General features: G+C 44.2%; 20 protein-coding genes and 4 tRNA genes. 19 read left to right on the top strand and 5 right to left on the bottom strand.

Annotated elements, in window-relative coordinates:
* Positions 1-135 precede the first annotated feature (135 nt).
* The 4 genes from AC5W14_RS07730 to AC5W14_RS07715 all read left to right on the top strand — a co-directional run bounded on the left by AC5W14_RS07730 (position 136) and on the right by AC5W14_RS07715 (position 3,509).
* Positions 136-1,017, top strand: a complete 882-nt coding sequence (locus AC5W14_RS07730) for a glycine betaine ABC transporter substrate-binding protein (RefSeq protein WP_496058755.1) — start codon at positions 136-138, stop codon at positions 1,015-1,017.
* Positions 1,018-1,196: 179 nt separating this feature from the next.
* Positions 1,197-1,568 carry a c-type cytochrome gene (locus AC5W14_RS07725; protein ID WP_496058754.1) on the top strand — a complete coding sequence of 124 codons (372 nt, stop codon included), beginning with the start codon at positions 1,197-1,199 and terminating at the stop codon, positions 1,566-1,568.
* A gap of 100 nt (positions 1,569-1,668) precedes the next feature.
* Positions 1,669-2,391 (top strand): tRNA (adenine(22)-N(1))-methyltransferase, encoded by a 723-nt coding sequence (locus AC5W14_RS07720; RefSeq protein WP_496194062.1) that lies wholly within the window; start codon positions 1,669-1,671, stop codon positions 2,389-2,391.
* Complete coding sequence (locus tag AC5W14_RS07715; protein ID WP_496194061.1) at positions 2,388-3,509, top strand: Nif3-like dinuclear metal center hexameric protein; 1,122 nt, start codon at positions 2,388-2,390, stop codon at positions 3,507-3,509. Before AC5W14_RS07720 ends, AC5W14_RS07715 begins: the two co-directional genes overlap by 4 nt.
* A 23-nt stretch (positions 3,510-3,532) precedes the next feature.
* On the opposite strand, the gene AC5W14_RS07710 is transcribed toward AC5W14_RS07715, so the two are convergent.
* Positions 3,533-4,477, bottom strand: a complete 945-nt coding sequence (locus AC5W14_RS07710; RefSeq protein ID WP_496058751.1) for a 4-hydroxy-3-methylbut-2-enyl diphosphate reductase — start codon at positions 4,475-4,477, stop codon at positions 3,533-3,535.
* Positions 4,478-4,707: 230 nt separating this feature from the next.
* On the opposite strand from AC5W14_RS07710, the gene AC5W14_RS07705 reads away from it, so the two are divergent.
* From AC5W14_RS07705 to AC5W14_RS07695, 3 genes are all read left to right on the top strand, one after another.
* A complete protein-coding gene (locus tag AC5W14_RS07705) occupies positions 4,708-6,021 on the top strand; it encodes a DEAD/DEAH box helicase (protein ID WP_496194060.1) in 1,314 nt (437 codons plus the stop codon).
* An 18-nt stretch (positions 6,022-6,039) separates the two neighbouring features.
* The gene (locus AC5W14_RS07700) at positions 6,040-6,936 is read left to right on the top strand and encodes a deoxyribonuclease IV (RefSeq protein WP_496058749.1); all 897 of its coding nucleotides are present in this window, start codon (positions 6,040-6,042) and stop codon (positions 6,934-6,936) included.
* Positions 6,937-7,077: 141 nt separating this feature from the next.
* Positions 7,078-7,773, top strand: a complete 696-nt coding sequence (locus tag AC5W14_RS07695) for a lytic transglycosylase domain-containing protein (protein ID WP_496194059.1) — start codon at positions 7,078-7,080, stop codon at positions 7,771-7,773.
* Positions 7,774-8,086: 313 nt separating this feature from the next.
* Here AC5W14_RS07695 and AC5W14_RS07690 read toward each other — a convergent pair whose 3' ends face one another.
* Both AC5W14_RS07690 and AC5W14_RS07685 read right to left on the bottom strand, forming a co-directional pair.
* A complete protein-coding gene (locus AC5W14_RS07690) occupies positions 8,087-10,192 on the bottom strand; it encodes an RNA degradosome polyphosphate kinase (RefSeq protein WP_496058747.1) in 2,106 nt (701 codons plus the stop codon).
* A 113-nt stretch (positions 10,193-10,305) separates the two neighbouring features.
* On the bottom strand, positions 10,306-11,838 hold the full coding sequence (locus AC5W14_RS07685) for a Ppx/GppA phosphatase family protein (protein WP_496058746.1): 1,533 nt from the start codon (positions 11,836-11,838) through the stop codon (positions 10,306-10,308).
* Between the two features lie 148 nt (positions 11,839-11,986).
* Between AC5W14_RS07685 and AC5W14_RS07680 the strand changes: the two genes are divergently transcribed.
* Genes AC5W14_RS07680 through AC5W14_RS07665 form a run of 4 tightly spaced genes read left to right on the top strand, consistent with a single transcriptional unit; the run spans position 11,987 to position 14,979 of the window.
* A complete protein-coding gene (locus AC5W14_RS07680; RefSeq protein WP_496058745.1) occupies positions 11,987-12,766 on the top strand; it encodes a metal ABC transporter ATP-binding protein in 780 nt (259 codons plus the stop codon).
* Positions 12,767-13,648, top strand: coding sequence for a metal ABC transporter permease (locus AC5W14_RS07675; RefSeq protein WP_496058744.1), 882 nt, complete (start codon positions 12,767-12,769; stop codon positions 13,646-13,648). It abuts the gene before it with no gap.
* A 60-nt stretch (positions 13,649-13,708) separates the two neighbouring features.
* Positions 13,709-14,548: a metal ABC transporter permease gene (locus tag AC5W14_RS07670; RefSeq protein ID WP_496058743.1), complete on the top strand. Its 840-nt coding sequence runs from the start codon at positions 13,709-13,711 to the stop codon at positions 14,546-14,548.
* The gene (locus AC5W14_RS07665; RefSeq protein ID WP_496058742.1) at positions 14,545-14,979 is read left to right on the top strand and encodes a Fur family transcriptional regulator; all 435 of its coding nucleotides are present in this window, start codon (positions 14,545-14,547) and stop codon (positions 14,977-14,979) included. Before AC5W14_RS07670 ends, AC5W14_RS07665 begins: the two co-directional genes overlap by 4 nt.
* Positions 14,980-15,060: 81 nt before the next feature.
* Here AC5W14_RS07665 and ispG read toward each other — a convergent pair whose 3' ends face one another.
* Positions 15,061-16,173, bottom strand: a complete 1,113-nt coding sequence (gene ispG / locus AC5W14_RS07660; RefSeq protein WP_496058741.1) for a flavodoxin-dependent (E)-4-hydroxy-3-methylbut-2-enyl-diphosphate synthase — start codon at positions 16,171-16,173, stop codon at positions 15,061-15,063.
* A gap of 309 nt (positions 16,174-16,482) precedes the next feature.
* Between ispG and AC5W14_RS07655 the strand changes: the two genes are divergently transcribed.
* Both AC5W14_RS07655 and AC5W14_RS07650 read left to right on the top strand, forming a co-directional pair.
* Positions 16,483-17,379, top strand: a complete 897-nt coding sequence (locus AC5W14_RS07655) for a DUF1002 domain-containing protein (protein WP_496194058.1) — start codon at positions 16,483-16,485, stop codon at positions 17,377-17,379.
* Positions 17,380-17,559: 180 nt separating this feature from the next.
* Positions 17,560-18,234, top strand: coding sequence for an NfeD family protein (locus AC5W14_RS07650; RefSeq protein WP_496194057.1), 675 nt, complete (start codon positions 17,560-17,562; stop codon positions 18,232-18,234).
* A gap of 22 nt (positions 18,235-18,256) precedes the next feature.
* On the opposite strand, the gene AC5W14_RS07645 is transcribed toward AC5W14_RS07650, so the two are convergent.
* A complete protein-coding gene (locus AC5W14_RS07645; protein ID WP_496194056.1) occupies positions 18,257-19,036 on the bottom strand; it encodes a DUF1189 domain-containing protein in 780 nt (259 codons plus the stop codon).
* Positions 19,037-19,229: 193 nt separating this feature from the next.
* On the opposite strand from AC5W14_RS07645, the gene AC5W14_RS07640 reads away from it, so the two are divergent.
* The 6 genes from AC5W14_RS07640 (at position 19,230) to AC5W14_RS07615 (ending at position 21,872) form a co-directional block, all read left to right on the top strand.
* Positions 19,230-20,876: a Na/Pi cotransporter family protein gene (locus tag AC5W14_RS07640; RefSeq protein ID WP_496194055.1), complete on the top strand. Its 1,647-nt coding sequence runs from the start codon at positions 19,230-19,232 to the stop codon at positions 20,874-20,876.
* Between the two features lie 76 nt (positions 20,877-20,952).
* Positions 20,953-21,438, top strand: coding sequence for a DUF456 domain-containing protein (locus AC5W14_RS07635; protein ID WP_496058736.1), 486 nt, complete (start codon positions 20,953-20,955; stop codon positions 21,436-21,438).
* Between the two features lie 96 nt (positions 21,439-21,534).
* Positions 21,535-21,609 (top strand) — tRNA-Asn (locus tag AC5W14_RS07630).
* 3 nt (positions 21,610-21,612) lie between these two features.
* Positions 21,613-21,689 (top strand) — tRNA-Met (locus AC5W14_RS07625).
* Between the two features lie 24 nt (positions 21,690-21,713).
* Positions 21,714-21,789, top strand: a tRNA-His gene (locus AC5W14_RS07620).
* A gap of 6 nt (positions 21,790-21,795) precedes the next feature.
* Positions 21,796-21,872 (top strand) — tRNA-Ile (locus AC5W14_RS07615).
* Positions 21,873-21,885: the final 13 nt, after the last annotated feature.

Genomic DNA, 21,885 nt, shown 5'->3' with positions numbered 1-21,885 from the left:
AAATCACGTATGATAAAAGAGACAATTACTTTATTGCAGAGAAAAAAGGGGAAAGCATAACGGTTCTTGCTTTTATTTTTGCATTAAAAATTAAATTTATTTTTAATTTATTGAATTTAATAAAGGGGGATTTAGATGAACAGCATGTGGAAAAAAACAGCCGGGTTATCAATAGCAGGTGGATTAACAATAGGCCTGGCCGCCTGCGGCGGAGGAAGTGAAGAGTCAGAGGGGTCAGAAGAAGGCGGCGGTGAAGTCAATTTAACCTACGTGGCATGGGAATCAGAGATTGCTTCATCCAATGTAATTAAACTTGTGTTGGAAGAAGCCGGTCAGGACGTAACGTTAACACAGGTAGACCAATCGCCAATGTGGAGCAGTGTTGCTAATGGAGATGCCGATGGTTTTGTAGCAGCCTGGCTTCCAACGGATATGGACGCAGAGTACGAGCGTTACGGAGATGAGATGGTGGATCTTGGACCAAATCTGGAAGGAAACAAAACAGGGCTTGCCGTACCTGAATACATGGACATTGATAGTATTGAAGACATAACAGCAGACACAGCAGAACATATTACCGGAATTGATGCCGGCGCGGGCATTATGCTGGCAACAGAAGAGGCACTGGAAGTATACGACCTCGATATTGAGCTGTTAGCGAGTACGGACGCAGCCATGACATCTGAACTGGGTGGTAAGATCAATAACGAAGAGCCGGTAATCGTAACAGCCTGGCAGCCGCATTGGAAATTTAATACGTACGATTTGAAATTCCTGGAAGATCCTGAAGGCGTATTTGAAGCAGACGGTGAAATACGGACGATGGTCAGAGAAGGGTTGGAAGAAGACAATCCGGAAGCCTATCAAATTCTTGATAACTTCTATTGGACAGCCGAAGATATGAACCAGGTAATGCTCGATGTGGCGCAAAATGATATGGAAGCCGAAGAAGCCTCCCAAAAATGGATTGATGAAAACCGTGATACAGTCGATGAATGGCTGGAAACTGAAGAATAAGTCAAATAGGACAGTGAGGTTTTTTTGAAAGAGGGGCTGCTTTTTCAGCAGCCTCTCCCTTCTTTATGTATTCGCTCTCATAAATATTGGTTTTAGCCTTTTTTAATTGTTCAATATAAAGTAAAATAAAAAAGAATACGTATACATGATTTGATACATAGTGAAGAGGGGGAGAGTGTGTGAAAAGAAAACCGCTTATTCCATTTTTATTAATCGCTGTTGTTGGTCTCCTTTTAACACTGGGTCTATCTTTTATTGGATTGAACCAGCAGGCAGAAAGAGAAGCAGAAGAAACGGGAGAAGCTTCCATTGATGAAGATCCAGTAGCTTACGGTGAAGAGCTGGTCGCTGAAAACTGTATCTCCTGCCATGGCGAGAACTTGGAAGGCCAGGGAGAGTACCCGGCTATCAATGATGCAGGGTCCAATTTTTCAGCTGAAGAGCTTTCTACTATTGCCCAGGAAGGCATCGGAAGCATGCCCGGCGGAATTGCAGCCAATGCCGAAGAAGGCGATGCAATAGCAGAGTACTTAATGTCGCTAGAAGAATAAAACAAAAAGAGGGGAAGCCTTCTTTTTGTTTTTTTGTGCGGAGAAAAGAGGCGGATATGGTACGATAACGAAGGACCTATACATAGAAAGGAAAGCCGATATGATAAATATAACAATCTCTAAAAGGCTTGCTGCGATTGCGGCATTGGTAGAACAGGACGCTGACGTAGCAGATATCGGAACCGATCACGGTATCCTGCCGATTTATTTATGCCGGCAGAACAAATCCAGAAAAGCCGTTGCTGCTGATCTGCGTGAAGGGCCGCTTGCAGCAGCCAGAACAAATATTCAAAAGTATGAGATGGAAGACCAAATTGAACTTCGCATGGGAAGCGGCGTTTCCGTGCTGGAAAAAGAGGACAACATCGATACGATCATGATAGCCGGAATGGGAGGCCCGTTAATTGTTTCCATTCTCGAAGAGGGCAGAGAGCTGATAAATGAACTGCCTTCCCAGCTTGTGCTTCAGCCGAATGTAGCAGCTGTGGAAGTCCGGAAGTGGCTTTTGGCCAACAACTGGGAGCTTACGGATGAATGCATGATTGAAGAAGAAAATCAGTACTATGAAATTCTTGCTGCTAAAAAGGGAGACCCCGAAAAGCCATACAGGCAGGCAGGTATAAGCCGGGGAGCGGCGTTGTTGTTCGGCCCATTTCTTGCTGAAAAAAAAGAAACGGCTTTTATAAACCAGTGGAAAAGGGAAAAAGAAAATTGGGAATCTATCAGCAGGCAGATAGATAAAGCTGAAAGCAAAGAACATGTTCAAAGTAAAAAGAAACTCCTGCAGGAAAAACAGGATTGGTATAAGGAGGTATTTTCATGACACAAGAAGTAAATGGCCGCACAATTATTGATGTATTTGAAGAATGGTCCCCGCGTGCTTATGCGGTCGAAGGAGATCGGGTGGGGCTGATGCTCGGTACGCTTCATAAACCGGTAAGCAGGGTGCTGGTTGCATTGGACGTCACAAATGAGGTGATCGAAGAAGCTATCTCTGCAGGAGCAGAGCTGATTATTGCGCATCATCCCCTCATATTTCGTCCCCTTACAGAAATTGATACGGATTATGGTCAGGGACCGCTGATTGAAAAATGTATAAAGAACAATATTGCTGTATACGCCGCACACACGAATCTGGATATTGCGCCTGGAGGAGTAAACGATATGATGGCAGATGCTTTGGGTCTCCAAAGTGTGGAAGTGCTGGCGCCAACCCAGACGGAAAAAATGAAAAAAATTGTCGTGTTTTCTCCTGAGTCCCATACGGACGTTGTTCGTAAAGCCATCGGCGATGCGGGAGCCGGCAGTTTGGGAGAATACAGCCACTGCAGCTTTTTTGTGGAAGGCACAGGGACGTTCATGCCGGCAGCTGATGCAGATCCATTTATTGGAGAGTCCGGCCGTCAGGAATATGTAAAAGAAATGCGGATCGAAACGATCGTACCTGAAGGGAAATTAAGCCGGGTCAAGCAGGCTATGCTTGATGCCCACCCTTATGAAGAGCCGGCCTATGACGTTTATTCGTTAGATGTAAAAGGCAGGGAACTGGGGCTGGGCAGAGTAGGTCTACTGCAGGAAGAGATGACCATAGGAACTTTTGCTGACTATGTAAAGCAGCAGTTTGAGGTGCCGGCAGTGCGTGTAGTAGGAGACCGGAATAAAAAAGTCCGGAGAGTGGCACTTCTGGGCGGGGACGGAAATAAGTACTGGAAGCAGGCTCTTCTTAAGAACGCCGATATTTATTTAACCGGGGATATTTATTATCATACCGCCCAGGACGCGATGTTAGACGGGCTCAGTATGATAGATCCGGGACACAATGTCGAAAAAATCATGAAAACCGGTACAAAGCGTTATATGGAGAAGTTAGACGATAATCGTATAGAGGGTGTTGAATGGATAGCTTCCGAAGCATCGACGGAGCCGTTTTTATTCATATAAAAAAAGAGGCCGGCATGGCCTCTTTATTTTTTCGCTTTCACTTTAGGAAGGATTTTTGATCCTTCTACTTTTTTCTCTGTTTTCCAAGTAGTTGGATCGTTTTCGTCGTACTGCTGTAAGAAGGTAATTACTTCTTTCGTAATAGGTGTAGGGGTGGATGCACCGGATGTAACACCGATCTTTTTAATGCCGTGAAGCCAGCTCAGCTGCAGTTCGCTGATGTCAGAAATACGATGAGCCGGGGTATTGGCAATCTGTTCGGAAACCTGGGCAAGACGGTTGGAGTTGTTACTTTTCGGGTCTCCGACTACGAGCACAAGTTCCGTCTGGCTGGCCTGTTCAGCAACGGCTTCCTGACGGACCTGCGTTGCCATGCAGATTTCATTGTGAATCGAAGCTTTTGGATACTTTTCCATCGCACGATTCATAATGTCGGAAACGTCCCACTGACTCATCGTCGTCTGATTGGTAATAATGATTTTATCTGATTGGATGTTGAGATTTTCTACATCATCAAGCGTCTCCACAAGGTGAACGACGTCAGGTGCCACGCCGATGGCTCCTTCAGGCTCGGGGTGCCCCTTTTTGCCTACATAGATAATATCGAAGCCTTCATCGCGCTTGGCACGAATTAAGTCATGCGTTCTTGTAACATCAGGGCAGGTGGCATCGACAGTTGTAAGCCCTCTTTCCTGTGCAATTTGGCGTACTTCAGGTGAGACGCCGTGAGCTGTGAAAATGACGGTACCGTGATCTACCTGCTTTAGAATGTCCACACGGTTTTCTCCGTCGAGTGAAATGATACCATCTTCTTCAAATGCATCTGTAACGTGCTTGTTGTGAACGATCATTCCCAGGATATAGATGGGGCGCGGCAGGTCCAGGTTGCTTGCAGCCTGTCGTGCCATTACCATCGCGTCAACCACTCCGTAGCAATAACCGCGGGGTGAAATTTTTAATACTTCCATAACTGCCTCCTCTGAAACATACTTCCGTTATCCTGTCCCGGCTGTTATACCGGGACGGGTTCTGCATGCATTTAGCATGTCCCTTATAGTATACTAGCTTCCTTATAAAATGAAAAGCAGGACGAAGTGGAGAATATGGACAGGAACCCTGTGAAGAAGCGCAGTTTGTGATAAAATAGGGGTCGGTTCAATAGGATACCCACAGGGTAATCAAAGACGGAGGAACAAACATGAATATGAAAGCTTTTGAGCAATACAAACTGCCTGCTTTTCTAATAGAGGCACTGGAGAAACAGAAATTAAATTCTCCTACAGACATTCAGGAAAGGCTGATTCCAGCTGTTATAAATGGTAAGGATGTCATTGGGCAGTCCCAGACGGGATCCGGGAAAACCCTGGCATTTCTGCTCCCCATCATAGCAAGAATAGAGCCGGAAGTAAAAGAAGTCCAGGCCGTTATTACTGCCCCAACCAGAGAGCTGGTGGAACAGATTAATAAAGTTCTAAAAGGACTGCTTGCCGAACAGCCGGAAGACCGAATGATTACTTCCCAGCGTGTCGTTGGAGGGTCCGATCGTAAACGTGATATCGAAAAGCTCCAGAATACTCCTCATATTATCGTCGCTTCTCCGGGACGGTTACGGGATATGGTGAAAACCCAGTCCATCGATATTCACCGCGTAAAGATGCTCGTTATTGATGAAGCGGACCAAATGCTTGATATGGGATTTATTGAAGACATCGATCCAGTCGCCGCATTAATGCCGGACAGCCTGCAGATGATGGTCTTTTCCGCTACCATTCCAGAGTCGCTGCAGCCATTTTTGAAAAAGTATATGACCAATCCAAAACACGTGCACGTTGACCCCAAGTCAGCCGCACCAAGAGAAATCAATCACTACTTTCTACCGCTTAAGCATAAGGACCGCACAGAAGAAACGGTACGTATCGCTTCCTCGATTCAGCCTTATTTAGCAATTGTATTTGCCAATAAGAAAGAAGAAGCAGATGAAGTGCATGCGGCTTTCCTTGAAAAGGGATTGAATGCAGACGTTCTTCACGGAGGACTGTCTCCGAGAGAAAGAAAACAGGTTATGCGCCGGGTGCACAGTTTGGAAATCCAGTATTTAGTGGCTACCGATCTGGCAGCACGCGGAGTGGATATTCCGGGTATTACGCACATTATTAACCACACCCTGCCTACCGATTTGGAATATTATGTCCACCGTATCGGCCGTTCGGGACGTGCCGGTTTGAGCGGAGAAGCTTATACCCTTATCGAAAAAGATGAGCTGGCCTCTCTTCAAAAGCTTGAAAAGAAAGGTATAAAGTGTGAATTGGTCGAGCTTCGCAAAGGGGAGTTCGTAAAAACAGTGGACCGGAAAAGTTTCCGTGCCGCATCTAAAAAGCAGGACCAGAAGGCACTGCCTAAAAAACCAAAACCGAAAAACGTAAAACCGGGCTACAAGAAAAAAGCCCAGCAGGAGCTCAGCCATCAGCAGAGCCGTGAGAAAAGATTAAATAAACGCAAAGATAAGCGCTGATAAAGGAGAAAACCCCACATGCTACTAGGATCCCATGTTTCCATGAGCGGCAAGAAAATGCTGCTCGGTTCGAGTGAAGAAGCCGCCTCTTATAATGCTACGGCTATGATGATTTACACAGGCGCTCCGCAGAATACCCGCCGTAAAGCGATTGAAGACCTGCAGATTGAAGAAGGCACCAGGCACATGCGGGAAAACGGTATTAAGGAAGTAGTCGTGCACGCACCTTATATTATTAATATCGGCAACACGACAAAGCCGGAAACGTTCCAGCTCGGCGTTGATTTTCTAACGTCTGAAATCCAGCGGACCGAAGCACTCGGTGCAAAACAAATTGTGCTGCACCCGGGTGCCCATGTCGGAGCAGGACCGGATGAAGGAATCAAGAAGATTATCGAAGGACTCAACGAAGTTATTGTCCCGGAGCAGAACGTGCAGATAGCGCTTGAAACAATGGCCGGCAAAGGTTCGGAATGTGGAAGAACGTTCGAAGAGCTCGCTGCTATTTTTGACGGGGTTCATCATAATGATAAGCTATCCGTCTGCTTTGACACATGTCACGTGCATGATGCCGGTTATGATATTATCAATGACCTTGACGGCGTACTGGAGTCATTTGACCGCCTGATTGGGCTGGATCGTTTAAAGGTGCTCCATATTAACGACAGTAAAAATGATGTTGGGGCCCATAAGGACCGTCATGAAAATATCGGCTTTGGCTATATTGGCTTCGAAGCCTTGAATCGAATTGTTCACCACGAGAGATTTAAAGACGTTCCAAAGATTTTGGAAACACCGTATATCGGTGAAGAAAAAAAGGATAAAAAACCGCCGTACCATCATGAAATTCAAATGTTATCCGAACAGACTTTCAATGAAAATTTAAAAGACGAAGTCCTGGGACAGTATACGTAACACGCATATAAAGAAAAATGGGAGTCAAGGAAGGCCGCTGCGGCCCCCTTGACTTTTTGCGTAAGTTCCGGTAAAACCTTATAACGTGAGAAAAAAACCGAAGCCTACAAGCAGCAAGGCGAAAAACAGGGGGACTTTACCGTGAATGTAACGAGTGAATTTTCGATACTGGCGATCCCATTTTTGTTCATGCTCAGTGGAATAGAAAAAGAGCAGGTTCATCAGCATTTAGACGTATTGGATGAAAAGCAGGAAGAGCTGGAACGTGCAGAAAAAATGGAAGCAGAAGAATTATATCCGGAGGAAATCCAGCCGATCAGCAGTGAAATAACGTATCATGAGTTGAAAGAAGCGGAAGATGAAGCGGAAGACTTTTATGAAAAAAGCGATGGGCTGTTCAAAAAAGACTGGGGCGTATTTATGTCTTATCATGCACATAATAAAGACATTGACCCGGCCATTGTATACGAACTGCTCAGTGTAGAGACAGGCGAAACGTTTGATCCTGATCTCGTAGGGCCGGAAACGAAATACGGCCGGGCCTATGGAATGGCACAATTCATGACCAACACCGGACCATGGATTGCAGACATGGCAGACATCGATTATGAAAAAGAATTTCTCTACAATCCGTATTATTCCATGCGGTTATCGGTAGAGTATCTTGATTATCTGCACAACAAATATGATGGAGACTGGAATAAAGCCTTAACGGCCTACCACCGGGGTGTAGCAGGAATGAATGCCTACATGAAAGAAAACGGTGATGCCAAAAGCTGGTACGCCGTGGAAATACAGGAAAAAGCAGAAGGCCAGGAGCTGGTCGCCACGGAATAAATGAACAAAAGGACCCCGGCAGAACAGTCGGGGCTTTTTTTCAGGCTGTTGAAAAAGGCAGAAAACACGTATTTTTATAAAAAAACTGTACGGGGTCGCTTTCCGCAGGCCATGTCTCAGCTAAAGAGGAAAAAATCGTCCTCTTTATCTTCGCCGATGGCTGTTCTGCAGGAGTCTCCCCCTGTTTTTTGCTTCATTGTTGACAGACGTTCTAAAGAATTCAGATCCTGTATAGATATACTTGATGGAGTGATTTCTCGACAATCTAAAAAGGACCCCGGCAGGAAGCCGGGGTCCTTTTGTTATAACATATTTACTCTCCATCTGAATCAACAAAGCGTGAGGCCCAGTCATGAAATACAAGCTGGCTGTTCACGGCTTTATGATCTGATTTAACATAATGATAGGTGCCGGTATTATCCTGGTACCTTGCTTTTACGTTGTCTTTTAAATACGTTTCAAGGATTTTCTTCAACCGTTTTTTTATAGGGGGCGAAAAAACGGGAAACATAATTTCGATGCGCTTATCCATATTCCTTGTCATCCAGTCGGCCGATGATAAGTACATTTTTTCTTCTTTATGGGAATGGAAAAAGAAGATACGGGAATGCTCCAGAAACCTACCAATGATGCTGATAACATAAATATTTTCACTGACGCCTTTTATGCCGGGCTTTAAGCAGCAGATACCCCGGATAATCAGGTCGATTTTAACGCCGGCTGCTGAAGCTTCATACAGTTTCAGGATAAGCGGCTTATCCGTTAATGAATTCATCTTAGCGATAATACGACCGTCGCCGTGCTTTTTCTGGTAGGCGATTTCCTGGTCGATTAAAGAAAGAAGGTCATCACGCAGGTCCGTCGGCGCCGTGGATATCTGATTCCATTTCGGCTTTTTTGTAAACCCGCTGATATGATTAAAGAAATTCGTCGCGTCCTCTCCAAAAGAAGTGTTCATCGTAAGAATTCCCATGTCAGTATACAGTTTAGCGGTCGAATCGTTATAATTTCCCGTACCCAAATGAACATAGCGTTTAATTTTTCCTTTATGCTCTTTCACTACAAGCGTAATTTTGCTGTGTGTTTTTAAGCCGCTGACCCCGAAAATAACGTGAGCGCCGGCTTTTTCCAGTTTTTTTGCCCAGATAATGTTGTTTTCTTCATCAAAGCGCGCTTTAAGTTCTACGAGTACCGTAACCTGCTTGCCGTTATCAGCTGCCTCGAGCAGTGCTTTAATAATCGGGGAATCTCCGCTGACTCTGTAAAGCGTCTGTTTAATGGCAAGCACTTCAGGATGATGGGCGGCAGCCGTAATGAAGTCCACGATCGGCTGAAACGATTCATAGGGGTGATGAAAAAAGATATCCTTTTTTTCAATAGCTTCAAAAATATCGGGTTCATCAATAAGATCTTCCGGGGTCTGGGGAATAAGCGTTTCATCGACAAGATGCTCCCGTTCCTCGGATAAATTCGAATACAGTGCGAAAAGAAATGACAGATCCAGCGGACCGGTTGTCCTGTAGACATCGTCCTCGTGGACATGAAGGGTCTGTACAAGGTAACGGAGGGTTTTCTCATCCATCAGTCCTTTTTGGTATTCCAAACGAATGACGGCCCCCCAGCGCCTTTTCCTCAATTCCTTTTCTATTTCCTGAAGAAGATCGCGGGCTCCTTCTTCGTGAATAGTTAAATCAGCATTTCTTGTGATTCGAAAAGGGGAAACACTGATAATATCATAGCCTTTAAATAATTCAGGCATATATTCCATTAATAAGTGCTCTAAAAGCATAAAACGGTTTTCCCCGGAGGCGGCCGGAAGCTCAATGAATCGTGAAAGCACTGCGGGGATTTGGACGATCGCGAAGCTCTCTGCCTGTTCTTCGTCATGTTTATGCTGAAGTCTCACGGCCAAATGAAGCGATTTGTTCAAAAGCATAGGAAAAGGCCTTGAGCTGTCCACAGCCATAGGAGTTAAAACCGGAAATACATAGCTGCGGAAATAATTTTCCACGTAGGTCTGCTGGCGGTTGTTCAGCTCCTGAACGCTTAGTAATTGGATGCCTTCCTTGCCCAGAAGCGGCAGGATGGTTTCTGTAAAGAAGACATCCTGTTTCTGCACGAGTGCGCTTGTTCGTTTTGTAATCGCTGCGAGCTGTTGTTTCGGTGTCAGTCCGGCTTTATTTTCAGGCCGGTTGTAACCGGCTTTTACCTGGTCTTTCAATCCAGCTACCCGCACGGAAAAAAATTCATCTAAATTGGAGCTGAATATAGCAAGGAACTTAAGCCGTTCAAGAAGGGGAGTTCTTTCATCCACTGCTTCCTGAAGAACTCTTTCATTAAAAGAGAGCCAGCTTAATTCTCTGTTGTTGTAGTAGGCGGGAGAGCTGAAGTCAATGGATTGTTTTTTAGGGGGTGTCATAGGCTGATCTTCCTTTCTGCAGACGGCTCTTCTTTATTATTGATTCTGGAAGCGCAAAGAAGGCTCCAAAGCAAACATTAGCACAGGAATGTAAACCCCGTATGAATGTTTTATTACAAAAAGTGAAGAGTGATAGGACGGTCAAGCACTTTTTCTAAATGTTTTTTGTGCTTTTCACTTTTCATCATTTCAAATACAGGAGAAATATCCTTGGAACTGTAAAAAGTGAAGTGCAGTTCTTTGCGCTCGCTTTGAACCTCAAGCCGGTCAATAACGTTCCGGTTTGTGCGGTTCAGGGCATACGCAAGTTTTAAGATGCTGCCAAGCAGTTCATACTGTGTAAGAAGTTTATCATCTATCTGCTGCTTGAACGGTTTGGAAAAGGACTGCAGCCATGACTTGGACTTAAAAGAAGCGATAAACGCCATAGCCATTCGATCCTGGTGGGAAACGCCGTCAATGGATCGGTTTGTTAACAAATAAAAAGTATGCTGGCTGCTGGCTTCGTAGCTTATATATTCCCCAATATAGAGAACATTTACACTTTTTCTTAATAATTCCTGCTGATTGTTTGCAATGAGCTCCTCTGGAAGATGCGGCAGAAGCTGCGTGTATAAGTTGTCGGCAATAAAACCTACCTGATCTACGTTGACATTATTGACTTCAAATTCTTCTTTCAGCTGATAGAAGCTTTCTTCTTCGACTTCTTTTGTTTCGATCTCCGGATGTTCTTTCTGCATTTCTTCCATTAATAAACCGTCACGGAGCCCTTTATTGCTCATCAAAAAGTAAGGTGAACTGGTGTATTCAATAAGCGATTGGATAATGACAGCCGCCGGCAGAATGGTATCGGACCTGTCTTTGGATAATCCCTCGATAGAGTCGCGCTTTTCTTCCGGCGTATCGGAAAGAAGTCCAATAACAGACTCCATATCATCCGGTGTCATTGTATATTGATGCAGACCGGAAAGAGGGTAATCGATAGACGCCTGGTGGATTAAAGACAGGTTACGGGCACTGCCGCCTATGCCGACAATCGGAAGCTCCTCAGTTGAGAGGAGCCAGGGAAGTGTTTTGAATTCACTTTTGGCTTTGTCCTTAATAGCTTCCAATGCCTTATGTTCTTTTTTATAAGAATCCACAAACTCCTTTTTTAACGTTAAAGCACCAAATGGAAAACTGTGGGAATGAATAATTTTCTTGTTTTGAAACAGCGTGATTTCCGTACTGCCGCCGCCGATATCAACAGTAATACCGTCATTTAAAAAGGTAGACTGCTGGACAGCGAGAAAACCGTAGTAGGCTTCTTCATCTCCGCTGAGCACACGCACGGGCATGTTCGTTTCATCTGTTATGAACTGAATAATTTCTTCGCAGTTTGAAGCATTTCGAATAGCTGCCGTGGCGGCGGCCTGAACGATTTCAACTTCATGAAAGGCAATTACTTCCTGAAAGCGGAGGAGGACAGAACGAAGAATGCTGAAGCCCTCATCCGTTAAATTATTTTTCTTATCCATATGCGAGCTCAGCCGGGCCACTTCCTTTACGTTATGTAATTCCCGAAGGCCTCGTTTTCCGTTCATTCCATGAATAACCATTCGAATCGAGTTGGAACCTATGTCAATTACAGCGATTTTCTTCAGCATGATATTGTCTCCTTTTTCTTCATATAGATATAGTATGACAGGAAGCAGCGAATATTTACATCTCTCATTTCCTCCTGTATACTTGGTGAGTCAAATCGTAATGGTTCTTAACGGATAATCATTAACTAAAAGGGGGAGGAGCCTCCACATGAATAAAACAGCTTCAGCATCATCTTCTATTATTTCGGTTAATCAGGTGTCTTTTCATTATGCAAGTCAGCCTGTTCTTGAAAATATTACGCTGCACATTAAAAAGGGAGATTTCCTCGGCCTGGTAGGTCCTAATGGATCCGGGAAATCCACGCTTGTAAAAATTCTACTGGGGCTGCAGGTTCCAGAAGGCGGAACCGTGAACTTATTTGGTGTGCCTTTAAAAAAATTCAAAGCATGGGATCAAATAGGCTATGTGTCCCAGAAAGCAAACAGTTTTAACAGCGGCTTTCCAGCTACCGTGTTTGAAGTTGTAGCGATGGGACTATATGGGAAAATCGGCTTGTTTCGTTTTTTGAACAAGACGCATAAAGAGAAAATTAAACAAACATTAACCAGGGTCGGTATGCTGGAGTTTAAAGATAGAAATATCGGTGAACTTTCCGGCGGCCAGCAGCAGCGGGTGTTCATTGCCAGGGCCCTGGTCAGCGACCCGAAGATACTCATTCTTGATGAACCGACGGTCGGAGTGGATGCAGCTTCTGTTCAAGCCTTTTACGAACTGCTCAGTCATTTAAATAAAGAAAGAGGCATAACGCTTCTGCTTATAACGCACGATGTCGGAGCGATGACGAGCTACGTAACCAAAGTCGCCTGTTTAAATAAAAGCCTGCATTTTCACGGCAGTACGAAAGATTTTGAAGAAAGTGATATGTCTTCTTTGTACGGCCATGATGTGCATCTGCTGACCCATGAACATGGGGGAGGCGGCCACTAAATGTTTGATTTATTTTTTCACTACGAGTTTTTACGAAACGCATTTTTAGCAGGCATTATTATTGGGTTTCTGGCACCGGTCCTGGGCGTGTTTATTGTTGTCCGCCGCATGGCACTTGTGACAGATGCTTTGTCTCATATTACGCTGACAGGCATTGCATTTCATCTGCTGCTCAGCCAGAGTGTTGTATTTCTGCAGGCGTTAAACCCTTTATATATGGGCATGGCCTTTTCAGTAGGCGGCTCTATTTTAATGGAGAAACTGCGTCACGTATACAAGCATTATCAGGAGATTGCGGTTCCGATTATTTTGTCTTCCGGTATTGGGCTCGGCGTTGTGTTTATTTCCCTCGCCGATGGGTTTAACAATGATTTATTCAACTATTTATTTGGAAGCGTCCTTGCTGTAACGAAGGCCGATTTAACGGCTATTTCCACGGTGCTCGTAGTAGTGACTGTACTGCTGCTTTTATTTTATAAAGAGCTGCTGTTTTTGGCTTTTGATGAAGAGCAGGCACGAGTCAGCGGAATACCAAACAAATGGCTGAATTTCTTATTTATTATTATGACGGCGCTTGTCATTGCATCTTCCATGAGAATTGTTGGTATTTTACTCGTATCGGCTCTGGTTACCCTGCCGGTTGCAGCCGCCATTCAATTATCCAAAAGCTTCAAGCAGATGTTTATATACTCTGTAATTATTGGGGAAATATCTGTGATAAGCGGACTGATTTCCGCTTTCTATCTGAACGTGGCGCCGGGAGGAATGATTGTACTCATTGCACTTAGTATTCTCCTGATCGTTATAGGAAGCAGAAAAGCTGCAGGCATGGGAATCCGGAAAATCCGCGGCCGGAAAGCGCTGGAATGGAAAAAAGCCTAGCCTTTCAATTGTCGCATTGGTTTATTTCTTGTAAAATATACGTATAGAAGAGTTGATGTCATGATAGAGTTATCATTTATAGAACGTGGAATCATAGCTGCCCTGCTGGTAGGGGCTATTGCTCCGATGGTTGGGGCTTTTCTTGCTGTAAGGCGGTCTACCATTATATCGGAGTCGCTTTCCCACGTTACCTTGACAGGTATCTCCGCAGGAGTATTAATGGGCCAGCTTTGGACAGTGACGGATATTAATCCATTGTATACGGGATTTTTGTTTGCACTCATCGGCTCCTTATTAATTGAAAAGCTCCGTCAGATATATGATCGTTTTCAGGAACTTGCTGCTCCCATCATTTTATCCGCCGGAGTGGGGGTAAGCGCAGTTATTATGAGCGCTTCCGGCAGCGGCTACACAGAATGGTACGAATACCTTTTCGGCAGTATTGTCTCCGTTCGGATGGAAGACCTCTGGTTTATTATGGGAACGGCCGGTCTCGTCGTTATTTTGTTAGCTGTCTTTTTTAAAGAGTTTGTTTCTGTCTCTTTTGATCAGGAGTTTGCCAAAGTGTCCGGCATTCCCTTAAAGAGAATCAACTTTTTGTTTTCTTTATTAATTGCGCTTGTCATCTCCATGTCTATGAAGGTAGTAGGTATTTTGTTAGTAGGCGCATTAATTGCACTGCCTGTAGCAGCGTCATTGCACGTAGCCAAAAGCTTCAAAAAGCTATTATTGTTCAGTGTGCTGTTCGGGGAAGCTGCCGTTCTGGCCGGTGTTTATTTTTCATACCAGTTTAACATTGCCACCGGAGGCATGATCGTTGTTCTTTCCGCGGTTCTTCTGCTTGTGGTATTAGCGGGAAAACGGCTGAAGTCTATGAGAAAAAGGGAGAGATTTGCATGAACGTAGAACAGGCGTTGGAACAGTTGAAAAGCGACGGATTTAAATATACAGGCAAGCGGGAGCATATGCTGGAGCTGTTTTCTAAAGAAAAACGGTATTTGTCCGCAAAGGATGTACTCGTGGAACTGCAGAAAGATTACCCGGGAGTGAGCTTTGACACGGTGTACCGGAATTTATCACTGTTTGCTGAAAAAGAAATTCTGGAAATGACGGAGCTGGACGGAGAAAAAAAGTTTCGTTTCAGCTGCGCGACAACCCAGCACCACCATCATTTGATCTGCCTCGACTGCGGTAAAACAAAGCACATTCATTCCTGCCCGATGGACTGGCTGGAAGAGAACGTAGAATCTGATTTTGCCGTAACATCCCATAAATTCGAAATATACGGGTACTGCGAAGAGTGTCAGGCTAAGTCCAAAGTGATGGCATAAAAGCAAAACAGCGCATCCGCGAATGGGTGCGCTGTTTTACATATAAAAACCCAGCCGGATTCAGACCGGCCGGGTCATGTGTTAATTAGTAAGCGAAGCTGCTTTTTCTGCTTCTTTTTTATAATGTTCTTCTGCTAGTATGTCGACTTCTTTTTTCAGTTCATCAACCATTATTTCTTCCGGCACTTTTCGGATGATTTCTCCGTGACGGAAGAGAAGACCTTCGCCGCGTGCACCGGCAATACCAATATCGGCTTCACGGGCTTCACCCGGGCCGTTTACCGCGCAGCCAAGCACGGCTACTTTGATCGGTGCTTTAATTGTGGAAATATATTCTTCTATATCGTTGGCAATACTGATTAGGTCAATTTCAATACGTCCACAGGTAGGGCAGGAAATAAGGGTTGCTGCATTTGCTGCAAGACCGTAGGTTTTTAGAAGTTCACGGCCTACTTTAATTTCCTCCACAGGGTCTGCGCTTAGAGAAATACGCATTGTATTGCCAATACCCATGTTCACAATAGCCCCGAGACCTGCTGCGCTTTTTACCGTACCGGCAAAGAGCGTGCCCGACTCTGTAATACCAAGGTGTAGTGGATAATCAAACGCTTTGGAAGCTTTCTCGTAGGCTTCAATAGCCAGGTGAACATCGGATGCTTTCATCGATACGATAATATCATGAAAATCGAGTTCTTCAAGAATGCTGATATGATACAAGGCACTTTCTACCATACCGTCCGCGGTAGGGTAACCATATTTATCAAGAATTTTCTTTTCAAGGGATCCTGCATTTACACCAATACGAATAGGAATGCCTTTTGCTTTAGCGGCCTTTACGACAGCTTCTACCTTTTCGCGTTTTCCAATGTTACCGGGATTGATGCGGATTTTATCTGCGCCGCCTTCAATAGCTTTAAGGGCAAGGCGGTAATCGAAATGAATATCTACTACTAGTGGAATAGTAATACGTTTTTTTATTTCAGGGATTGCCTCAGCTGCACGCATGTCTGGACATGCTACACGGACGATTTGGCATCCTGCTTCTACTAATCGGTCAATTTCGCTCACTGTTGCGTCTACATCATGTGTTTTAGTCGTTGTCATGCTTTGAATGATGATTTCATCATTGCCGCCAATAACCAGATTTCCTACGTTTACTGGTCTTGTTTTGGAACGATGCGTTACTTGGCTCATGTATCCATTCGCCCCTTCAGATTAATAAATTTTTCGGTCCAGTATGAAGCATGCATCTCACAATACATACCAATCGTAACCAAATCTTATGCATTGCTATTGTATCAGCGTTTGAATCTGTTTGGCAAGCATATCCGTTTAAAGTGCTGTTTCGGTATCCTTTTTTCACAGCAGAAGTGTAACCAATTTTAAAAAGCGTCGACTAATGAGGTGGGAATATAAATATTCCTGAAAACATAAAAGGCAGCAGGGAACTGCCTGTAGTACAGATACTAAAAAACAAGCACCATCATAAAAGGAGAGAACACAATGAACAAGAAAAAAACCTTTACAGCGGCAGGAATGGCTGCAGCGATTATGCTGACAATTCCAACGGCGGGAGCTTTCGCCGATTCAGCCGAAGGAGACGAGATTGTCACCCTCGGGGAAGACTTAACGACAGAACAGCGGGAACAGCTTTTAAATGAAATGGACGCCGGTTCTGAAGTGGAAACAATTACGGTATCAAATGAAGAGGAACATGAATATCTCGGCGATTATATGAGTGCGCGTGATATCGGAACGAGAGCTCTTTCTTCCGCTAAGATTACAACAGCCGGCTCCGGTGACGGGATTGATGTAGAAACAAACAATATAACAAAAATATCAGAAGGTATGTATGCCAACGCGATGATTACCGCAGGCGTGGAAGACGCTGAAGTGTACGTAACAGCTCCCATGGATGTATCGGGAACCGGAGCCCTTACCGGTATTTTAAAAGCATATGAAGTACAAAATGATGTAACCATTCCGGAAGAGCAGAAGCAGGTGGCCAACGAAGAAGTCGTTAAAACGGCAGAGCTTAGTGAAAGCATCGGTACCGAAGAAGCGACAGAATTGATCACAAGAGTAAAGCAGGAAATCAGTGAACAGAATATTGAAAGCTCCGAGGATATACGCGTGCTGATTCAAAATATTGCGGTGGATATGAATATTGAATTAACGCAGGAAGAAACAGATGGCCTTGTATCTTTATTTGACCGTATGAAAGACTTAAATGTTGACTGGGGCCAGGTACAGGACCAGATAAGCAAAGTTCAGGATAATATCGGTGAATTTGTAAACAGTGATGAAACCCAGTCATTCTTTGCAAGCTTTATGGATTTCATTACCGGTATTATTGACTCCATTTTCGGTGGTTCTTCTGAATCAGAATCCAACAGTTGAATGAAATAGAAATAAAGTAGAGAGAGCTTTTTAAACGGCTCTCTTTTTTTATGCAAAAAGGGAGCACTTCGTTAAATGGACAAAAACAGCGCCCAATTTTAAAAATATTTCCAATATAAAGAAGAGATAAATTGAATCTGAAACCTAACAACGGTAAAATCGTATTATATAGACAACCAGATGAAAACGAAGGAGCTGAAAGGAATGGAATGGCTCGATCAGGCAAGCGTCGGTTTTATCGTCGTCTTTCTCGCGACATTGTTTCTTATAGGTGAACTGCTAGTGAAAACAAAAGGTCTATTCGGAATCCTGGGACTTGCCTTTATTACATTATTTTTTGCCCATCACATTGATGGGGCAGCCAGCATTTGGATTGTAGCTCTGTATGCGGGTGGATTAATGCTCATTATTTTTGATGGTAAAGTGACAGGGGATGGCACGTTTGGAGTGATCGGTATTATTCTGATGAGTTTAAGTGTGGCTGTGCCGACACCAAGTATTTTATACGGAGTACTGGCTGTATTCGGCTTTCTGCTCGGTATTGTCGGAGCACTCGTGTTTTTGAAAGTGTTCCCAAGAAGAGGACTTTGGGACAAGCTTACGCTTAAGGATAAGCTCAGCAGCGACTCCGGCTATAATTCCATGAATGAATCCTACAAAGGGCTGATTGGAAAGAAAGGAAAGGCACTTACTGCTTTCCGGCCGACCGGCACTATTGAAGTTGAAGGAGAACGTTACAGTGCTACAAGCGGTGGGCAATGGATAGAGTCCGGAGTCGAGATAGAGGTAGTATCTGCTGACGGTACAAGAATTTTAGTAAAAAAAGCAGAGCAGGCCTCCCAGACGTCTTCGTAAAAAAAGAAGCAGCAGTACGGCATTAAGCCGGACTGCTGCTTTTCTTTGGGCGTGGAAGGGAGCGGTAGGCACGATACAGCATAAAGAAAGCCAACAGCCAGTAAATAGTGAATCCCACAGGAATTTGAAAAGGAAGCAGATCTAAAAGAGTAATGGCTATCGTTGGAAGTGTGACAGCGAAAGCGCTCATTATCCAAATGAATCGGTAATTTAACGGAATAGGGGAGGCTTTACGAATCATCAATCCAAATACGGAAAGCGCAAAGATGCCGATGAATTTCAGCGTCGTATTAAGTAAGTATAAGCCGATAACAGCAACAGGAATTAAAATGTAGAGCACATCCTGCAGCGATGAAGCCAAATTAGACAGCTCCTGTTTTGTAAATGAAATATTGCCGGCCTGGCTGTATGAATAAACCTGGCTGTCTCCGCCGCTTCCGATCACGACTTCTTCCTGAAGAAGCGCCGACTGGTCGGCTGCAGCCATTTCTTCTGCTGTTACTTCGCCGCTTGGGTCAAATACCAATTCATCGTCACCTTCTCCAATGTATTGAGGGCCTTCGGCTTCGCTGACGAGCTGGCCGTTTTCAATACTGAAATCAGGCACCTCTTCCTGTAAGAGGGTATCCAGTTCATCCGACACCTGCGAAAGCGATTGAGACAGGGCGATGCTTGCTGGTATACTTGCCAGCAGCATGAGAAAAAATATATAAAGAATTGTTCGGCCTATTTTTTGAAAGCGGAACCTTGCAATGTGAAGGGGGGAATATAAACTTTTTATAAATAGTTGAATAATAGACATTTACTGCCTCCTCTATGTCCTGCGAGACTTATTCTAACGTAAATAGAAACAAGCCACAATATCGCTCAGGTAAACAGGGAAAATAAAAGCAGAATAAAATGTAATATAATCTTTACAAAAACTCAATCTTTACTCAATATTAAACAAGTACGCTGATGAAGGTTTGTCTTAGGGGAATTTTTAAAACGAAGGGATGAGGGTGTTGGATCTTCAAACGATACTATTTACTTTTTTTGGGGGATTAGGTATTTTCCTATTTGGTATTAAATATTTAGGGGATGGCCTGCAGAAGATTGCCGGGGATAAATTAAGGGATATTCTCGACAAATTTACGAGTAATCCGGTTATGGGTGTAGTGGCCGGAATTGTTGTAACTATACTTATACAAACGAGCACAGGAACAACAGTGCTGACGATCGGGCTGGTAAACGCCGGTTTTATGACGCTTTCCCAGGCGATCGGTGTTATTATGGGCGCGAACATTGGTACGACAGTTACAGCCTTTATTATTGGTATCAAAATTGAAGATTATGCCCTGCCTATTATTTTCATAGGAACCGTATTAATTTTCTTCTTTAAAAATAAAAAAATGAACAATATCGGTCAGGCTGTTTTTGGATTTGGAGCGCTTTTCTTCGGCCTTTCTCTAATGGGAGATGGAGTAGAGCCGCTTGAAGGACTGCCAGCTTTTCGTGAGCTTACGGTAAGCGTAAGTGAGAATCCACTGCTTGGTGTGTTAATCGGTACCGTATTTACCGTTGCCGTGCAAAGCTCCTCTGCTTCTATCGGACTGCTCCAGGAGCTTTATGACCAGGGAGCTATAGAGCTTGCTGCTGCTATGCCAGTATTGTTCGGTGATAATATTGGAACGACGATTACTGCGGTTCTCGCGTCTCTAGGTGCTTCTCTTGCAGCGAAACGCGCAGCACTGACACACGTTATCTTTAATGTAATCGGAGCAACGATCGTTATTATCTTAATTGTGCCGTATACCGCCATGATAGGAGGCATTCAGAATGCCCTGAACCTGAATGCACCTATGACTATTGCGTTTGCCCACGGTATCTTTAACGTGTCGAATACAATCATTCAGCTGCCTTTTGTCGCAGTACTTGCAATTATTGTGACCAAGCTGATTCCAGGAAAAGACACAGAAATTGAATACAAAGCACAGCATTTGGATCCTTCCTTTATCCAGCGCTCGCCGGGGGTGGCACTCGGACAGGCAAAAGCGGAGACAATGCGGATGGCTGAATTTGCTGAAAAGGGATTAATAGAATCCCATAAGTATTTGAAAACAAATCATAAACGCCATGCAGAACTTACGGTGCAGTTTGAAGAAGCAATTAACAACCTGGACCGAAAAATAACGGATTATCTGATTTTGATTTCCCAGCGTTCGCTCTCGGATGAAAATTCCAAGCTGCATTCAATGCTTATGGATACAGTACGGGATATTGAGCGTGTAGGCGATCATATGGAAAACGTGATGGAACTTGTGGATTATCAGATGACAAACAAAGTAACGATGTCAGAAGATGCCTACCAGGATATGGAAGAGATGTTTGACTTAACGATTAAAACTCTCCAGAAAGCCATTAGTTCACTGGAAAATGACAACATGGAAGAAGCACATGAGAGTGCCAGAGAGGTTATCAAATTCGAGGAACAAATCGATAAAATGGAACGTAAGCTTCGTAAAAAGCACATTTTACGTGTGAACGAAGGTCGCTGCTCCGGATCAGCTGGTATTGTTTTTGTAGATATTATCAGCAACCTGGAAAGAATCGGCGATCACAGTGTAAATATTGCTGAAGCCGTTTTACATGAACGCGATTAATATCGTATGATATAACCAAATGATTTCGTCCGCTGACCTTTCAAAGGCAGCGGACGTTTTTAAAAGGAGGAAAAAAATGGACTATATTTTTTATGCGCTGGCCTTTATGGCTTATGCACTTGCCCTGATCGCATTAATTTACCCGATTGTTCCCGGCGGGATTTTCTTTATTGCAGCCGTTGTTTTGATTGCTGCAGCCGAAGGGTTCGGTACGCTTACCGCCTGGTTCTGGATAAGCCAGATTATTATTGCAGCGCTGCTGTTTATTATTGATTATGCGGTGCAGTATTATGGAATAGAACGGACCGGTGGATCGAAAGCGGCCACGTGGGGAAGTATCATTGGTTTAATTGTCGGTCCCTTTATCATTCCAATTGTAGGCGTGTTAATCGGTGCAATTGTAGGAGCGGTTATTGGTGAAATCATCTCCGGGGAAAAATCGTGGCAGAAGCTGGGCCGGGTTGGAACCGGTTCTTTGGTTGGTTTTCTAGTGAGTGTTGTGCTGAAAGGCGTGCTGCTCGTAGGAAACGGTATTTACTTTCTATATCTTATTTTTACCTGATCTGTTGTTAAAAAATAAGCATTGACGTTCTATTATTATCGTGGTATTATGATAAATGTCGCTGTTAGAAGACGTTTATACATAGTAACAGGATATTCCACAGTAGCTCAGTGGTAGAGCTATCGGCTGTTAACCGATCGGTCGCAGGTTCGAATCCTGCCTGTGGAGCCATATGGCGGTGTAGCTCAGCTGGCTAGAGCGTACGGTTCATACCCGTGAGGTCGGGGGTTCGACTCCCTCCGCCGCTACCATATTAAAAAAAGAATACTTACATGGCGGTTGTGGCGAAGTGGTTAACGCACCGGATTGTGGTTCCGGCATTCGTGGGTTCGATTCCCATCAGCCGCCCCATGTGAAGGACCCTTAGCTCAGTTGGTTAGAGCAGACGGCTCATAACCGTCCGGTCGTAGGTTCGAGTCCTACAGGGTCCACCATTACAATTATTCA

Source organism: Sinobaca sp. TMA16-18 (assembly GCF_059510535.1).
This window is presented reverse-complemented; position numbering and strand designations above follow the sequence as displayed.

Excerpts from the sequence above, each read along its gene's own strand:
- AC5W14_RS07700 (WP_496058749.1), top strand. The coding sequence starts at position 6,040 with ATGCTACTAGGATCCCATGTTTCCATGAGCGGCAAGAAAATGCTGCTC.
- AC5W14_RS07730 (WP_496058755.1), top strand. The coding sequence starts at position 136 with ATGAACAGCATGTGGAAAAAAACAGCCGGGTTATCAATAGCAGGTGGA.
- AC5W14_RS07705 (WP_496194060.1), top strand. The coding sequence starts at position 4,708 with ATGAATATGAAAGCTTTTGAGCAATACAAACTGCCTGCTTTTCTAATA.
- AC5W14_RS07690 (WP_496058747.1), bottom strand. The coding sequence starts at position 10,192 with ATGACACCCCCTAAAAAACAATCCATTGACTTCAGCTCTCCCGCCTAC.
- AC5W14_RS07635 (WP_496058736.1), top strand. The coding sequence starts at position 20,953 with ATGGACTATATTTTTTATGCGCTGGCCTTTATGGCTTATGCACTTGCC.
- AC5W14_RS07720 (WP_496194062.1), top strand. The coding sequence starts at position 1,669 with ATGATAAATATAACAATCTCTAAAAGGCTTGCTGCGATTGCGGCATTG.
- ispG (WP_496058741.1), bottom strand. The coding sequence starts at position 16,173 with ATGAGCCAAGTAACGCATCGTTCCAAAACAAGACCAGTAAACGTAGGA.
- AC5W14_RS07650 (WP_496194057.1), top strand. The coding sequence starts at position 17,560 with ATGAAAACGAAGGAGCTGAAAGGAATGGAATGGCTCGATCAGGCAAGC.
- AC5W14_RS07640 (WP_496194055.1), top strand. The coding sequence starts at position 19,230 with ATGAGGGTGTTGGATCTTCAAACGATACTATTTACTTTTTTTGGGGGA.
- AC5W14_RS07655 (WP_496194058.1), top strand. The coding sequence starts at position 16,483 with ATGAACAAGAAAAAAACCTTTACAGCGGCAGGAATGGCTGCAGCGATT.
- AC5W14_RS07710 (WP_496058751.1), bottom strand. The coding sequence starts at position 4,477 with ATGGAAGTATTAAAAATTTCACCCCGCGGTTATTGCTACGGAGTGGTT.
- AC5W14_RS07670 (WP_496058743.1), top strand. The coding sequence starts at position 13,709 with ATGATAGAGTTATCATTTATAGAACGTGGAATCATAGCTGCCCTGCTG.
- AC5W14_RS07675 (WP_496058744.1), top strand. The coding sequence starts at position 12,767 with ATGTTTGATTTATTTTTTCACTACGAGTTTTTACGAAACGCATTTTTA.
- AC5W14_RS07715 (WP_496194061.1), top strand. The coding sequence starts at position 2,388 with ATGACACAAGAAGTAAATGGCCGCACAATTATTGATGTATTTGAAGAA.
- AC5W14_RS07645 (WP_496194056.1), bottom strand. The coding sequence starts at position 19,036 with ATGTCTATTATTCAACTATTTATAAAAAGTTTATATTCCCCCCTTCAC.
- AC5W14_RS07665 (WP_496058742.1), top strand. The coding sequence starts at position 14,545 with ATGAACGTAGAACAGGCGTTGGAACAGTTGAAAAGCGACGGATTTAAA.
- AC5W14_RS07685 (WP_496058746.1), bottom strand. The coding sequence starts at position 11,838 with ATGCTGAAGAAAATCGCTGTAATTGACATAGGTTCCAACTCGATTCGA.
- AC5W14_RS07680 (WP_496058745.1), top strand. The coding sequence starts at position 11,987 with ATGAATAAAACAGCTTCAGCATCATCTTCTATTATTTCGGTTAATCAG.